Consider the following 13,779-nt stretch of genomic DNA (forward strand, 5'->3'; position numbering starts at 1 on the left):
AACTTGCCGGCCTTGGGCGTGGGCCTATCGTCTTCGATCAGAAGCGTCTTGCCCGACGCTGACGCCGCTTTCAGGCAGGCCTTATCGTTGCACCCGAGCAAGATCGCCTGGAGCTCCGCCAGGGCAGGCGAGATCTCTGTAAGCGCGGGGCTAGCTGCGTCGTCATCCTTGTCGCCCTTGGCGTAGTGGAACAAGGGATTGTTGTCGTCGCCAGGCATCGCCAGGAACGACAGATGACAGCCGGGGACCAGTCCATCGATGACAGCCTGGGCGCTCTCCTTGTTGCGCGGCGTGGTGTCGGCGATCACCTGCAGATGATCGGCAGTGGGACAGGCCTGGCCGAGGTTACCGCTGGCGATCAACCGCTGGCGGTAGAAGGCGCCCAGCGCCTGCATGCCGGCATGCCCGTGCGGAGTCAGGATGCCTGGCGCCACGGGCCACGACGGCCACGGCTGGCTGGCATAACTGGCATGTGCGTCCGGTGCACTCGTCGGCGAGCGCACGCCATGGCGAAGCAGCACGATCTCCGCTACGGGCGTCTCACTTTTGGACGCCGGCGCAGCCATGGCGTCCGCGCTGCCGACGACGGCAAGCGCGAGCAACGCCCACCCAGCCGGGCGAATCCAACCCTTTCGCATGCCCAACCTCACAGCTTCACCGACACATCAAGGAAGATACCGCGCCCGGGCAGGCCGAAGTACAGCGGATCGCCACTGACGGCCTGGGTCCCGGCGTAACCGGTGAACTTCTTCACATTGAAGACGTTGTTCACGTCCACGCTGACAGAGAAACCCTTGGTGCCCCAGGGGCCGGTTTCGGTGCGGTAGCCGGCTGCGGCATCGACCGTCAGGTAGCCGGCGATGCGCTGGTCATTCTTGAACACCAGGTTGCCGTCGTCGTCCGTGGTGTTGTCCAGTCCGTATTGGTGCCCCAGGAACTTGCCCATCAGCGACCCGAAGTAGCCGTTGCTGCCGCTGTAGAGCAGGCCCAGCGCGGCAGTGACCTTCGGCGTGCCGGCCACCTGCACGCTGCTGCCTTTGTAGGTGGCTTTGTTGTAGCTGGCATTGCCGTAAAGGCTAATCGCATGGGTGAGGGCCCAGGTGCCTTCCACTTCGGCGCCCTTGTAGATCGCGCCGCCGCCGTTGACGAAGGTGTCCTCGTTGCCGTTGCCGGTATCGACTTCCGTCTCGGTGATGAAGTTGGAGAAATTGACGTAGTAGACGTCCGCACCGAAGGTGAATTGGCGCGAAGCGTAGGCCGTGCCGATCTGGTAGTTCTTGGTCAGCTCCGGATCAAGGCTGCGCGATCCGTTCACCTGGATCACATCGATCGGCGGAGCGAGGAAACCCTTGGCCGCCTGCGCATAGGCCGTCCACGAATCGCTGAGCTTGTCGTGCACGCTGATCGACGGCAGCGTGGCGCGGTAGGTGGCCTCGGCGTTGAGCGGCACCGGCGGCGACACCTTGTTCAGCGGTGCGTCGATCGAGCGCGTCACTTCCGAATAGCGCACACCCGGGCTCACCGTGATCGCGTCGCTCACCTTCCAGTCGTACTGCACGTAGGGCTGCACGGTGTCGGTGCGATCGTCGAGCAGGTAGTTGTCGACGGGGCCGTACTTGGTACCGGTCTTTGCGCCGGTGGTGAGGTCCAGCGGGTACTGGTAGCGCGCGTCCAGGCTGCGCTCGAGCCAGATGCCGGTCAGGAAGGTACCAGGGCCGAGGTCGTGGCCCAGTCGCAGCACGTTGCCGAAGGCGCGGAAACCGGAGTCGGCGAGCTTGCCGGGAAGGTCCGTCTTCGATGTCGACACCTTCTTGCCGGCGTCGTTGTAGAACGTCACGCCGTTGTCGGCCGGATCGATGTCGGAGGCATCGTTCGCCTTGCGGGCCCAGTGGTCGAAACTGTTGTAGTACACCTTGTCGTCCAGGTCCCAACCGGCGAACTGCGTGGCAAGGCCAAGATAGGTGAAGCTGGAGTAATACGCCGCGTTGTTGGCACCCTTGTAATTCTGCAGGGTGGGATCATCGCCCAGGCCAAAGCGCCAGCCGTACTGGTCGATCTCCGCCTTGGTGGCGCCCTGCACCGTGTTCTGGTGCTCGCGGTTGTAGCTGGTAAGGAAGGTGAGCGTGGTGACGTCGCCCAGCGTGCTGATGGTCTTGATGAAGGCGTGGTCGCGCTTGTCGTCGGTGCCCTTCAGGAACGTCTCGCTGGACTCCTTCGAAAGGTCGGCGAAGATCTTCGTATTGCCCACCGTTTCGTCGGCCGTCACGCCACCGGCGTGCGTGTCCCAGCTGCCCACGGTGAGGTAGGCGGTGATCCCGGGTTCGTCCGACGGGTCACGCGAACGCAGCGCCACCGTGCCGCCGAAGGTGGCGTTGCCGATGGTGGTGCCGCCACCCGGGCCACGATCGATCTCAGCTTGACCGAGCACGTGGTTGTTGAAGTACGCCGAAGTCGTGTGGTGCAGGTCACTGGCGTCGCCGAAGGGAATGCCATCGAAAGTGATGTTGAACTGGCCGTCCTGGAAGCCACGGATGCTGATGCCTTCGTTCTTGCCCAGGCCCGGGCCTTCGGGCGAGGTCACGGTTACGCTGGGGGCGTACTTGATGATGTCGTCGAAGTTGGCGTTGAAGCGCAGGCCGTCGCGGATGAACCGCTCGTCGATCACCGAGGTCGGCTGGCTGGCTTCCAGCGGCGCGGCGCTCGGGGCAAGGGTATCCACCGCGTTGGCGTGCACGCTTACCGGTGCGAGGTCGCGCGCCTGGTCACGGCTGTCGATCGCCGGGATGTTTGTGCTTGCCGGCGCCGGGCCGGCCCCGACGTTTCCCGGGATGATGGTCACCGTGGTGGGAGTGACGAAACGGTAGGTCATGCCCGTGCCGCGAAGCATGGCGTCGAGTTGCTGGGTGGGTTGCAGGCCTGCCGTGGTGGCGTTGCTGCGCACGCCATCGGCGATTTCGGTGCCGTAGACCACCTGCAGGCCCGCATCTTGCGCAAAGCGGTCGAGCGCCTGCGCCAACGGCATGGAAGGAATGGACTGCGCGGCCGGGGCGGCGGCGAGTGGCGAGGCGGCAAGGCTGGCAAAGGCCAGGGCGATGCAAAGGGCGAGCGGCTTACGCATGGAGACAATTACCCGGAGGGAGGAAAATCGGCGCGGTGTGATCCGCGTAGGTCCCCAGTTAAGAGTGGCCGGGCGTGCGAGTGGGTACCGCCGATTCAATGAATTTTTTCTTACAGCCTCGTTGCAGTTTTTTTCTTGTCGCTGGCCACCGTTACGCGTACATCCGTCGCGGTGCGCTCCACGCGCACATCCGGGAGGGTGGCCAGGTAAGCCACGAAGGCGTCCGCGTCGTGCGCCTTGAATACACCGCTGATGCGCTTGGCGGCCAGCGCCTTGTCGTCGACCACCAGCGGCCGGCCAAGGTAGGTATTGAAGCGCTGCGCCACCTCCGCCACCGGCATGTCGTGGAAACGGATCTCCGTGGGAAGCCAGGCCGTGGCGTGGGCGATGTCCGTGCTGCCGTGGTCAAGCAGCCGGCCGTCGCTCGCCACGCGCGCTGATTCACCGCCGCCCAGCTCAACCACCGGCGACAAAGGCGGCTCGCCACTGGCCAGCCTCGGTGCCACGCGGTCAATCCAGCGCGGGGTGCGTTCGGCCACGGCGACGCGGCCGCTGATCACGGCGACATCCGTGGCATCGCTACCGGTGCGTACCGTGAACACGGTGCCTATATCTTTAAGCACCTGCGTGCCGACGTGAATGGTCATCGGCCGGCCGGGATCTTTGCCCAGGTTGAACAAGGCCGCGCCGCGGACCAGCTCGATCGAGCGTGCCCGGGTGTCGAAGCGCACCACCATCGCGCTGTCGCGATCCAGTTCCACCACGCTGCCGTCCTGGAGCGGCACCGTGCGGGGCGCCGACGCGTCTGACGCGTACGCCTGGCCCGGCGTCATCGGCACGGGCTGCATGGCCATGCGAATACCTCCGCCAAGCACCAGGGCAACGCCCGCCGCAACCGCCAGCCAGCGAAGGGTACGCGGACGCGAGGCACGGCTTGCCCCTGCTTGCGGCATGGACGGCGCCGGCTGGACGGGCATCGGTTTGATGTGGAAGGGAACCACCGACGGCTCGCTGGCGGCCAGCGCCTTCAACTGTGCGTGCGCTGCCTTCTCCGCGGCGGCAGCGGCGGGAAGATCGTTATGCAGCCCCGCGATGGCCAGGTATTCGGCCACGTGTTGCGGCGAGCGTTGCAACCAGGCAAGGAACCGCGCGTTGGTCCGGCGGTCACCGCCGCCACGCAATTCCAGGTACCAGGTGGCGGCTTCTTCGGTCAGGCGCCGCGAGGCCCTGCTGTTGGCGTCAGTCATAACGCGCCATCCCTTGCCGGCACAGGGCCAGTCCCTTGACGATGTACTTTTTCACCATGTTCGGCGAGATGGAAAGCGCCTCGCCGATGTCCTTGTAGGGCATCTCGTCGCGGTAATGCATCACCATCACCGCACGGCACTTGGGCGACAGCCGCCCCATGAGATCGGCCAGGCGCTGCCGCCGCAGTTCCTGGTCAAGATCGTTGCCTGCCTGGCAAGGCGTGGCCAGCCGCTCGAGCACTTCGGGAAGTCCTTCGGTGCTCACCGGCGCGCGCCGTCGCATCTGCGCATGCTCCTTCACCAGATTTCCCGCTACGGTGAATAGATACGCCTCGGGATTGCGGATCGCGGCGACATCGCCACCCCCCGTGCCCAACAGGCGCAGGTAAACCTCCTGGACCAGGTCCTGGGCATCCCAGCGGTGCGCCACGCGACGCAGGAAATAGTTGGCGAGCGCGGGACCCTTGTCGGACAACAACCGGGCCCAGCCCTGCGGGTTGTCGGCGGACACGTGAGCTCCCGGGTGGAACGACCAGCCTAGGGAGCGATCATGACGGTTATGTTGCTGGGGTAAGGCCGCGATGGCCATCCATTACCATGGCCGTATGACAGATTTCCCCATCGGGGAGGTACTCCCCGACATCCTGGCCTCCCTGGCCGCGCATCCGCGCCTGGTGCTGGAAGCACCGCCGGGCGCGGGCAAGACCACCCAGGTGCCCCTGGCGCTGCTTGACGCGCCATGGCTGGACGGCCGCAGCATCGTGGTACTGGAACCGCGGCGCATCGCCGCGCGGGCGGCGGCGGCGTTCATGGCGCGCCAGTTGGGCGAAGAGGTGGGCGCACGGGTGGGTTATCGCATCCGCTTCGAATCGCGCATCAGCGCGGCGACGCGGATCGAGGTGGTGACCGAGGGCATCCTGACCCGGATGCTGCAGGACGATCCCGAGCTCAGCCCCGTGGGCGCGATCCTCTTCGATGAATTCCACGAACGCCACCTTGCGGGCGACCTGGGCGCGGCACTGGCCCTGGATGTGCAGGCGGCGATGCGGCCGGACCTTCGCCTGGTGGTGATGTCCGCAACCCTCGATGGCGAGCGCGTGGCCAGGTGGTTCGATTGCCCGCGTATCAGCAGCCCTGGACGCAGTTTTCCGGTGACGGTGGAATATCCGCCTGCGCGCACGCAGGAGACCATCGAACAGCACCTGGCCCGTACCGTGGTGCAGGCACTGCGCGACAACGAGGGCGATGTGCTGGCCTTCCTGCCGGGACGGCGGGAGATCGACCGGGCGCGCGGCATGCTGGAGGCCATGACCGGCGACGATGTCGAAGTGCTGCCCCTGCATGGCGAACTGTCGCTGATCGACCAGCAATCGGCGCTGGCACCGGCTGAACCCGGTGCGCGGCGCGTGGTACTGGCGACCAACGTCGCCGAGTCCAGCGTCACCCTGCCCGGGATTCGCGCGGTGGTGGATTCGGGGCTCGCGCGTGAGCCCCGTTTCGATCCGAACTCCGGCTTCACCCGCCTGGCGACGGTGAATATTTCCCAGGCCTCGGCCGACCAGCGTACCGGCCGTGCGGGAAGAGTGGCGGCGGGGCGGGCGTATCGCCTGTGGGCGCAGAGCCGGCGGCTGGAGCCGTCGCGCACGGCGGAAATAGCGCAGGCTGAGTTGTCGGGCCTGGCGCTGGAATTGGCGACCTGGGGCAGCGATGACTTGCCGTGGCTCGATCAGCCGCCCGCCGGTGCCATGGCCCAGGCGCGCGACCTGTTGCTGCGGCTGGGCGCGCTCGATAGTGACGGGCGGCTTACGCAGGTAGGGCGGGGCATGGCCGCGTTGGGCGCCACGCCCCGACTGGCCGCTGCCGCGCTGCGTGCGCCGGAGACCTTGCGCCCCCTGGTGGCGGATTTGCTCGCCCTGATGGATGCGCGCTCGCCCCTGCGCGGCGAACTGTCGCGCAGCGACGACTTCCGTGCCCGGCTGTCCGCGCTGCACCTGTGGCGTGACGGTGGTGCACGACGCGTGCGGGACGCCGATGTCGGGGCACTGGCCGCGATCGAGAAGGCCGCCATGGGCTGGCGACGCCGCCTGGGCGTGCGTCACGGTGCGACCGGCGTGCCTGACTCTCGTACCGTGGGCGATCTGATGCTGCACGCCTTTCCCGATCGCGTGGCGCGACGCGACGATGGCAATCCTCTCCGCTACACCCTGGCCAACGGCCGCGGCGCGCGCCTGCACGAGGCCTCGGCGCTTTATGGCGAGCCCTGGCTGGTTGTGATTGAACTGCGCCACGAGTCACCGGACAGCTTCATCGTGGCCGGTGCACCCTTCGACCCGGATTCACTCGAGCGCGGTTATCCAGCGCTGTTCGTCCAGGAGCGCAGCCTGCGCTGGAACGACGAGCGCGATGCGGTGGAAGCGTTCCTCGAGCGACGTTACGAAGCCATCGTGCTTGAGCGCCGAAGCGTGCCGGTGACGGCGGAAGATGCCTTGCCGGCGCTGATGGCCGTGGTGCGCCAGCGCGGCCTGGGCGCGTTGCCGTGGAGTGATCACGCCCGCAACCTGCGTGCGCGCATCCAGGCGTTGCGCACATGGCGTCCTGAGCTTGAACTTCCTGACGTTGGCGATGAAGCCCTGCTCGGCTCGCTCGACGCATGGCTCGCCCCACACCTCGCCGGAAAGCGCCGCCTCGATGCCATTGCCGCGGCCGATCTCTCGCAGGCGATAGCCGGCATGCTCGATTACCAGCAGCGCGTGGCCCTGGATGCCCAGGCTCCGGAAAGCCTGCGCGTTCCCAGCGGCATGACGCGTGCGCTTGCCTACGGCATGCAGGAAGACGACGCTGCGGCGCCGCCGGTGCTGGCGGTCAAGCTCCAGGAATTGTTCGGCATGGCGGATACGCCCCGTGTGGCCGATGGCCGCGTGCCCGTGATGCTGCATCTGCTGTCCCCCGGCGGCCGGCCGGTACAGGTGACGCAAGACTTGAAGGGCTTCTGGGACCGCACTTATCCGGAGGTAAAGAAGGAGATGAAGGGGCGGTATCCGCGCCATCCATGGCCTGACGACCCCTGGGCGGCCACGCCCACGCATCGGGCCAAGCCTCGCGGCACCTGAGCGCGGCGAGGCTTGCCTGGGGTCAGGCCTGCTTGCGGTTGAAGAGCTTCTTGATCGCCGCGCCAATGGCAACTACGCCGATGATCAGGAACTTCTTCAGGCCAAGCAACAGCAAGCCCAGCTTGGCGAACAGCCCTGCCTTGGCAGCGATGCCGCCAGCCACCAGTGCGGCGATGCCATAGGCTGCCACCTTATCGGTGCCCGGGCTGAAATCGGTGTAGCGCACGCCCGGGTCGAACTCGGTCATGGCCAGCACCTTGGGCATGTCGGCCTCGACCTTGGGCAGTAGCGCCAGTGGCGCTACCGCTGAGAGCTGCAGGTAACCATGGCGGCCAAGCACGCGGATGTCGTAATTGAGCGAACGCCCGCTATGGCCGTCCTTGGTGAACTTCAGGTCGCGTGCCCAGTACAGCTTGTGGGCAACGGCATCGTAGTGCGGCGGCGTGGCCCAGCCCACCAGTTCGATGGCCGCGTAGCCCTGTTTTACGCGCTCGACACTGGATTCCTCGGTGCCTTTCTTCATGTCCTTGAGCAGGTCGTTGTAGTCGATGCTGCTGGCGTCGTCGTCCTTGACGTGCCCGTCGTCCGAATACGTGACCACCACCGCCCAGGTGTTTTCATCGACCAGGACCGAAGGCGTTTCCCCCGGCACGATCATCCCCAGTACTTCCTTGTCCGGCGGATTGCCCCAGAGGTCGGCGAGAACCTTTTGCGCGTCACTGGCCGAAAGGAAGGCATAGCCCGGCTGCAACGCCAGCGTGGCGTGGGCTGCTGGTACCGGCACGGTGCCGGTCTGGAATTTGAGTGAGTTCAGCAAGGCCCGTTCCTGGGCGCCTTCGTCCGCGAAGGCATGGAACGGCGCGGCAAAGAGCGCCGCAAGCATGGCCATGCGGGCCATGCCGGACATGATCGTCATTGAAAGTCCCCTGGTTTGGCGAGCACCCCCCGGTGCCCGGCGGACAGTGTAAAGAACTAGCCCAGCGGGCGCACGCGCAAATTCCGCCCTTTTATCTTGCCGGCACGAAGGCGTTCCAGGGCCTTGTTGGCGACATCGCGCTGGATGGCCACGTAGGACCGCGTGGCGAAGACATCGATCTTGCCCACCGCCGTGCCCGGCAGCCCGGCATCGCCGGTGAGCGCGCCCAGGATATCGCCCGGGCGGACTTTTTCCTTGCGGCCGCTATCGACCACCAGGGTTTTCATCGGCGCCAGCTGCAGGCGCTTTTTGGCCGGGGCGGCGCGCAGCGGCTCCACGTCGAAATCGCCCATCGCCTTGACCTTGGCGTTCTCGCGCGAGGTCACCAGGGTGATCGCCAGGCCCGCCTCGCCCGCACGGCCCGTGCGGCCGATGCGGTGCGTGTGGGTGTCCGCGTCGTGGGCGACGTCGTAGCTCACTACCAGCGGCAGGCCGACGATATCCAGGCCGCGCGCGGCGACATCGGTTGCGACAAGCACGTTACAACTGCGATTGGCAAAACGAACCAGCACCTCGTCGCGATCGCGCTGTTCAAGGTCGCCGTGCAGCGCCAGTGCGGAGAAGCCGAGCTTGTCCAGCGCCTCGGCGACGACCTCGGTGTCCTTGCGCATATTGCAGAACACCAGGGCGCTTTGCGAATCCACGCCAAGCACGCGGGCGAGGGCGTCGACCTTGTCGCCATCCACGCTCACGAAGCGCTGGGTGATGGTGGTTTCCAATGGAGCCGATTCGATGGTGACCTCGACTGGATTCTTCTGCAGGCGCTTGCTCTGCTGACGGATCTCGTCGGGATAAGTGGCCGAGAACAGTAGTGTCTGGTGGTGTTTGGAGATCCGGCCGACGATATCGTCGATGGCTTCGCCAAAACCCATGTCCAGCATGCGATCGGCTTCATCCAGCACCAGCACCTTGATGCCGCCGCCGTGCAGCGATTCCTTCTTCAGATGTTCCTGGATGCGGCCAGGCGTGCCCACCACGATGTGCGGATCGTGTTCCAGCGAGGCCAGCTGCGGACCCAGTGGCATGCCGCCGCACAGGGTCAGCAGCTTCACGTTGGGGATGTTGGCCGCCAGCTTGCGGATGGATTTGGAGACCTGGTCGGCCAGCTCACGCGTGGGGCACAGCACCAGGGCTTGAAGGCGAATGGTGGATTCGTCCAGCGACTGAAGCAGGCCCAGCCCGAAGGCGGCGGTCTTGCCGCTGCCGGTGCGGGCCTGGGCAATGACGTCGCGGCCTTGCAGGATGGGCGGAACGCTATGTTCCTGCACCGGGGTCATTTCCGTGTAACCCAGGGCCTCGACGCTGGCGGCGAGTTCGGGGCGGAGGGCGAGGGCGCTGAAGGTGGTCATGCCGCCATGATCGCATCTCCGGCCGGTGGCCGTAACGTTAGCTGTTCAGCGCTTCACCGCTTGCAGGATCTCGGCGAGGACCGAATACCCGGCGATCCGCAACATAACGATGAGAAAAGCGACCGTGCCACCGAGCAGAGCGGTTAGGCCGGTGAGCCCCCATAGGGCAACCTGGAGTTTCGTGGGGACCGCTCCGAAGCGGGCATCCACGGATTCGAAACGCGTATTCACCGAATCGGCAAATGCGCTCATGCGCATGTCGGTCTGTGCATTCACCGAATCGATAAACGCGACCATACGCATGTCTGTCTTGTCGACCTTGCTGGAAACTATGGATACTTGTTTTACAAGGTCTGCTATCGACTCGCGAATGGACCGTATGTCGACAGAATGAGTATTGCTGTCCCTGCGCAGGCCCACAACCTCCACCTCTAGTTTTGTTACTCGCTGCTCCATGATCGCAAACTCGATTCTTCCTTGAGTCGAGAGAAGGCTACGACAAACCGTTACATGGCGTATGTAGGATTCGGTCGTGCAAAGCGTGGGGCATGCGACGAAGTCGCCTCACCACTGCGTACGTTCAGGCAGCAATCCCTTCAACTCCGCCTCGGTGAGATTCCGCCACTGCCCAACCTTCAACTTCCCCAGTCGGATGTTGACAATTCGCACGCGCCTCAACTGCGTCACCCGATAACCGAACTCCGCCGCCATCAAACGGATCTGCCGGTTCAGGCCCTGGGTAAGTACGATGGAAAAGCCGAATTTTGCAATGCGCCGGGTGCGGCAGGGCTTGGTCATCTGGCCGCGGATGCGCACGCCGCGCGCCATGCCGCTTAGGAACTCGTCCGTCACCGGCTTGTTCACCGCCACGAGGTATTCCTTCTCGTGGTTGTTCTCCGAGCGGAGGATCTCGTTGACGATGTCGCCGTTGCTGGTGAGCAGGATGAGGCCTTCGGAATCCTTGTCCAGGCGCCCGATGGGAAAAATGCGCTGCGGATGGTCAACGAAGTCGACGATGTTTCCGTCCACGCCGTGCTCGGTGGTGCAGGTGATGCCCGCGGGCTTGTTGAGCGCGATGTACACCGCCTTGCGCGCCGTCGGCGTGGTGGCCAGCGTGCGCGCCACCACCACCTCGCCATCCACCCGCACTTCATCGCCGTCGAGCGCCTTGGCGCCCATGCCGACGGTTTCACCATTGATGGTGACGCGGCCTGCCTGCAGCCATTCGTCGGCCTCGCGACGCGAGCACAGGCCCGCCTCGCTGATGTACTTGTTGACGCGCACGGTAAGCCTTTAGGAGCGCAGGCCGGCGCCGCGGCGCAGCAGCACCAGGGCGATCGCAGTGAGGCCCACCACGAAGGCCAGCATCACGGCGAAAGCGGTGACGACGTCCACATCGGACACGCCCAGAACGCCGTAGCGGAAGGCATTGACCATGTACAGGATCGGATTCACCTGCGACATCGTGTGCCACGGCTCGCCCAGCAGGTCGATGGAATAGAACACGCCGCCCAGGTAGGTGAGTGGCGTGAGCACGAAGGTCGGTACCAGTGCGATGTCGTCGAACTTCTTGGCGAACATCGCATTGACGAAACCGGCCAGCGAGAACACCGTGGCGCCCAGCAGCACCGAGAAGAAGGTGATGGCCCAGTGCGTGATGTGAAGGTCGGTGAAGAACAGGGCGATCACCAGCACCAGCGCCCCCACCACCACGCCGCGCACGACCGCACCGATCACGTAGCCGGACAGCATCACCCAGTTGGGCATCGGCGACACCAGCATTTCCTCCACGAAGCGCTGGAACTTGGCACCGAAGAAGGAGCTGGAGATATTGCCGTAGCTGTTGGTGATGATGCTCATCATCACCAGGCCCGGCACGATGTACTGCATGTAGGTGAAGCCGTGCATGGTGCCGATGCGCGAGCCGACCAGCTTGCCGAATATGACGAAATACAGCGTCATGGTGATGGCGGGCGGGATGAGCGTTTGTGTCCAGATGCGCGTGATGCGCGACACTTCCCGGCGCACGATGGTGCCCAGGGCGACCATGTTGATCGAGGCGCTCATGCCGCCGCCTCCCGGCCGTGTTCCACCACTCGCACGAAGAGTTCCTCGAGGCGGTTGGTCTTGTTGCGCATGGACGTGACCACCACGCCGCGCTGGGTAAGTACCCCGAACAGGGAATTGAGGTCGTGCGAGCGGGCCATCTCGGCCTCGATGGTGTGGTCGTCGACACGGCGCAGGGTGACGCCTTCGATCACCGGCAACTCGGCCGGCACGGAGGCCACGTCAAGGACGAACGATTCAACGTCCAGCTTCGACAGGAGGTTCTTCATCGTGGTGTTCTCGACGATCTTCCCGTGGTCGATGATGGCGATGTTGCGGCAGAGTTGCTCGGCTTCCTCGAGGTAGTGCGTGGTGAGGATCACCGTGGTGCCGGCGGCGTTGATGGCGCTGACGAACTGCCACATCGAACGGCGGATTTCGATGTCCACGCCGGCGGTGGGCTCATCCAGGATCAACAGCCTCGGCTCGTTCATCATGGCGCGGGCGATCATCAGGCGGCGCTTCATGCCACCGGACAGCGTGCGCGCCTGCATATGGGCCTTGTCCCACAGGCGCAGTTCCTTGAGGTATTTCTCGGCGCGCTCGGTGGCTGTCTTGCGCCCGATGCCGTAGAACCCTGCCTGGTTCACGCAGATGTCGATGGGTTTCTCGAACTGGTTGAAATTCAGCTCCTGGGGAACCAGGCCGATCAGCTGCATGGCGGCCGAGCGGTTGCGGTGCACCGAGACGCCGAAGATCTCCGCCTCGCCGCCGGTGGCGTTCACCAGGGACGACAGGATGCCGATCAAGGTGGACTTGCCGGCGCCATTGGGGCCGAGCAGGGCGAAGAAGTCGCCCGGTTGCACGGTCAGCGAGATGCCCTTCAGGGCTTCGACGCCATTGCCGTAGGTCTTGCGCAGGTCGTTGACCTGCAAGGCGGGTGCGGACATGGGGGAGGGGAGCTTCTTGAAGACGTAAGGCCTTCATTATAAAGCAGCTGTGCCCGCGCTGCTGGCCTCCCGGGGCCCCGATCACCGACAATGGGCGGATCGAACACGAGTAACCCGCATGGCCGAACAGTTCCAGCTACGCCTCGTCGACAGCTTCATGCTGGCCCCGACGGTGCGCCATCTTTCCTTCGAGCGCGCCGACGGCAGCCCGCTGGCGTTCATTCCTGGCCAGTTCCTCCAGGTGCACTTCCATTACGACGACGGCAAGCCGACCAAGCGCAGCTATTCGGTGGGCACCGTGGGTGATGGTGCTTCGCCGGTACAGCGGGTGGAGATTGCCGTGAGCTACGTGGAGGGCGGTGCGGCCACCAAACTGCTGGGCGAGCTCGCCCACGAGGGCAACATCGATGCCAGCGGTCCCTATGGCCGCTTCTGCCTGATGGACGCCGACGCCAACAAGCGCTACATCCTGATCGCCACCGGCACGGGCGTCACCCCCTACCGCGCCATGTTGCCGCAACTGGCCAGGGTGATGGAATCACGCGGGGTGAAGGTGGTGCTGTTGTACGGCGCCCGCAACGAAACCGAATTGCTCTACGGCGAGGAATTCGAAGCCTTTGCCCGCACGCACCCGAACTTCACCTTCCATGCCTGCCTTAGCCGCGGCGCACGTCCGGAACCGCGCCTGCACGATCGCCTCGGCTACGTGCAGACGGTGCTGGCGGAACTGGAGCCCGATGCGGAAGGCGATATCGCCTACCTGTGCGGTAACCCGAACATGGTCGACGCCTCGTTTGCGGCGCTTAAAGAACACGGCCTGCCCGTGCAGCACATCCGTCGCGAGAAATATATTTCCTCGCGATAGGGCTTGGGGCCGTTCTTCAGCGATTGAGCAGCGGCAACCCGGCGTCGATCACCGCCAGCGCGGCGGCGCCGAGCAGGCCCGGATCGTTATGGATGATGCCCACCGTCGGCACGTTCTG

12 protein-coding genes are annotated in these 13,779 nt (G+C 65.1%); 2 read left to right on the forward strand and 10 right to left on the reverse strand.

The genetic code is table 11. From position 1 onward, the window contains the following. The 4 genes from VK519_RS12340 to VK519_RS12355 all read right to left on the reverse strand — a co-directional run. On the reverse strand, nucleotides 1-638 hold a 638-nt coding region (locus VK519_RS12340; protein WP_324350174.1), incomplete at its 3' end, for a histidine-type phosphatase. 8 nt (nucleotides 639-646) lie between these two features. After that, nucleotides 647-3,118 (reverse strand): TonB-dependent receptor, encoded by a 2,472-nt coding sequence (locus tag VK519_RS12345; RefSeq protein WP_324350175.1) that lies wholly within the window; start codon nucleotides 3,116-3,118, stop codon nucleotides 647-649. A 110-nt stretch (nucleotides 3,119-3,228) separates the two neighbouring features. After that, nucleotides 3,229-4,365 (reverse strand): FecR family protein, encoded by a 1,137-nt coding sequence (locus VK519_RS12350; RefSeq protein ID WP_324350176.1) that lies wholly within the window; start codon nucleotides 4,363-4,365, stop codon nucleotides 3,229-3,231. Beyond that, the gene (locus VK519_RS12355) at nucleotides 4,358-4,876 is read right to left on the reverse strand and encodes an RNA polymerase sigma factor (protein ID WP_324350177.1); all 519 of its coding nucleotides are present in this window, start codon (nucleotides 4,874-4,876) and stop codon (nucleotides 4,358-4,360) included. The genes VK519_RS12350 and VK519_RS12355 overlap by 8 nt, the downstream gene beginning before the upstream one ends. 94 nt (nucleotides 4,877-4,970) lie before the next feature. On the opposite strand from VK519_RS12355, the gene hrpB reads away from it, so the two are divergent. Next, nucleotides 4,971-7,475, forward strand: a complete 2,505-nt coding sequence (hrpB, locus tag VK519_RS12360; protein ID WP_324350192.1) for an ATP-dependent helicase HrpB — start codon at nucleotides 4,971-4,973, stop codon at nucleotides 7,473-7,475. A 22-nt stretch (nucleotides 7,476-7,497) separates the two neighbouring features. Here the strand turns inward: hrpB and VK519_RS12365 are convergent, their stop codons facing one another. The 6 genes from VK519_RS12365 to VK519_RS12390 all read right to left on the reverse strand — a co-directional run bounded on the left by VK519_RS12365 (nucleotide 7,498) and on the right by VK519_RS12390 (nucleotide 12,796). Continuing rightward, entirely contained in the window at nucleotides 7,498-8,391 is an 894-nt protein-coding gene (locus VK519_RS12365) for a DUF2167 domain-containing protein (RefSeq protein WP_324350178.1), read from the reverse strand. Nucleotides 8,392-8,447: 56 nt separating this feature from the next. After that, nucleotides 8,448-9,800 carry an ATP-dependent RNA helicase DbpA gene (gene dbpA / locus VK519_RS12370; RefSeq protein ID WP_324350180.1) on the reverse strand — a complete coding sequence of 451 codons (1,353 nt, stop codon included), beginning with the start codon at nucleotides 9,798-9,800 and terminating at the stop codon, nucleotides 8,448-8,450. Between the two features lie 45 nt (nucleotides 9,801-9,845). Then, nucleotides 9,846-10,256 (reverse strand): hypothetical protein, encoded by a 411-nt coding sequence (locus VK519_RS12375; protein ID WP_324350182.1) that lies wholly within the window; start codon nucleotides 10,254-10,256, stop codon nucleotides 9,846-9,848. A gap of 108 nt (nucleotides 10,257-10,364) precedes the next feature. Then, a complete protein-coding gene (locus tag VK519_RS12380; RefSeq protein WP_324350184.1) occupies nucleotides 10,365-11,084 on the reverse strand; it encodes a pseudouridine synthase in 720 nt (239 codons plus the stop codon). A gap of 9 nt (nucleotides 11,085-11,093) precedes the next feature. Further along, on the reverse strand, nucleotides 11,094-11,867 hold the full coding sequence (locus tag VK519_RS12385) for an ABC transporter permease (protein WP_324350186.1): 774 nt from the start codon (nucleotides 11,865-11,867) through the stop codon (nucleotides 11,094-11,096). After that, on the reverse strand, nucleotides 11,864-12,796 hold the full coding sequence (locus tag VK519_RS12390; RefSeq protein ID WP_324350188.1) for an ABC transporter ATP-binding protein: 933 nt from the start codon (nucleotides 12,794-12,796) through the stop codon (nucleotides 11,864-11,866). Before VK519_RS12390 ends, VK519_RS12385 begins: the two co-directional genes overlap by 4 nt. 118 nt (nucleotides 12,797-12,914) lie before the next feature. On the opposite strand from VK519_RS12390, the gene VK519_RS12395 reads away from it, so the two are divergent. Then, a complete protein-coding gene (locus tag VK519_RS12395) occupies nucleotides 12,915-13,661 on the forward strand; it encodes an FAD-binding oxidoreductase (protein WP_324350190.1) in 747 nt (248 codons plus the stop codon). Nucleotides 13,662-13,779 lie beyond the last annotated feature (118 nt).

It is taken from the genome of Pinirhizobacter sp. (assembly GCF_035317885.1).
Classification (GTDB): Bacteria; Pseudomonadota; Gammaproteobacteria; order Xanthomonadales; family Rhodanobacteraceae; genus Pinirhizobacter.

Bases quoted from the DNA above. Each gene is read 5' to 3' on its own strand.
- VK519_RS12345 (WP_324350175.1), bottom strand. From the start codon at position 3,118: ATGCGTAAGCCGCTCGCCCTTTGCATCGCCCTGGCCTTTGCCAGCCTT.
- VK519_RS12350 (WP_324350176.1), bottom strand. From the start codon at position 4,365: ATGACTGACGCCAACAGCAGGGCCTCGCGGCGCCTGACCGAAGAAGCC.
- hrpB (WP_324350192.1), top strand. From the start codon at position 4,971: ATGACAGATTTCCCCATCGGGGAGGTACTCCCCGACATCCTGGCCTCC.
- VK519_RS12365 (WP_324350178.1), bottom strand. From the start codon at position 8,391: ATGACGATCATGTCCGGCATGGCCCGCATGGCCATGCTTGCGGCGCTC.
- dbpA (WP_324350180.1), bottom strand. From the start codon at position 9,800: ATGACCACCTTCAGCGCCCTCGCCCTCCGCCCCGAACTCGCCGCCAGC.
- VK519_RS12375 (WP_324350182.1), bottom strand. From the start codon at position 10,256: ATGGAGCAGCGAGTAACAAAACTAGAGGTGGAGGTTGTGGGCCTGCGC.
- VK519_RS12385 (WP_324350186.1), bottom strand. From the start codon at position 11,867: ATGAGCGCCTCGATCAACATGGTCGCCCTGGGCACCATCGTGCGCCGG.
- VK519_RS12390 (WP_324350188.1), bottom strand. From the start codon at position 12,796: ATGTCCGCACCCGCCTTGCAGGTCAACGACCTGCGCAAGACCTACGGC.
- VK519_RS12395 (WP_324350190.1), top strand. From the start codon at position 12,915: ATGGCCGAACAGTTCCAGCTACGCCTCGTCGACAGCTTCATGCTGGCC.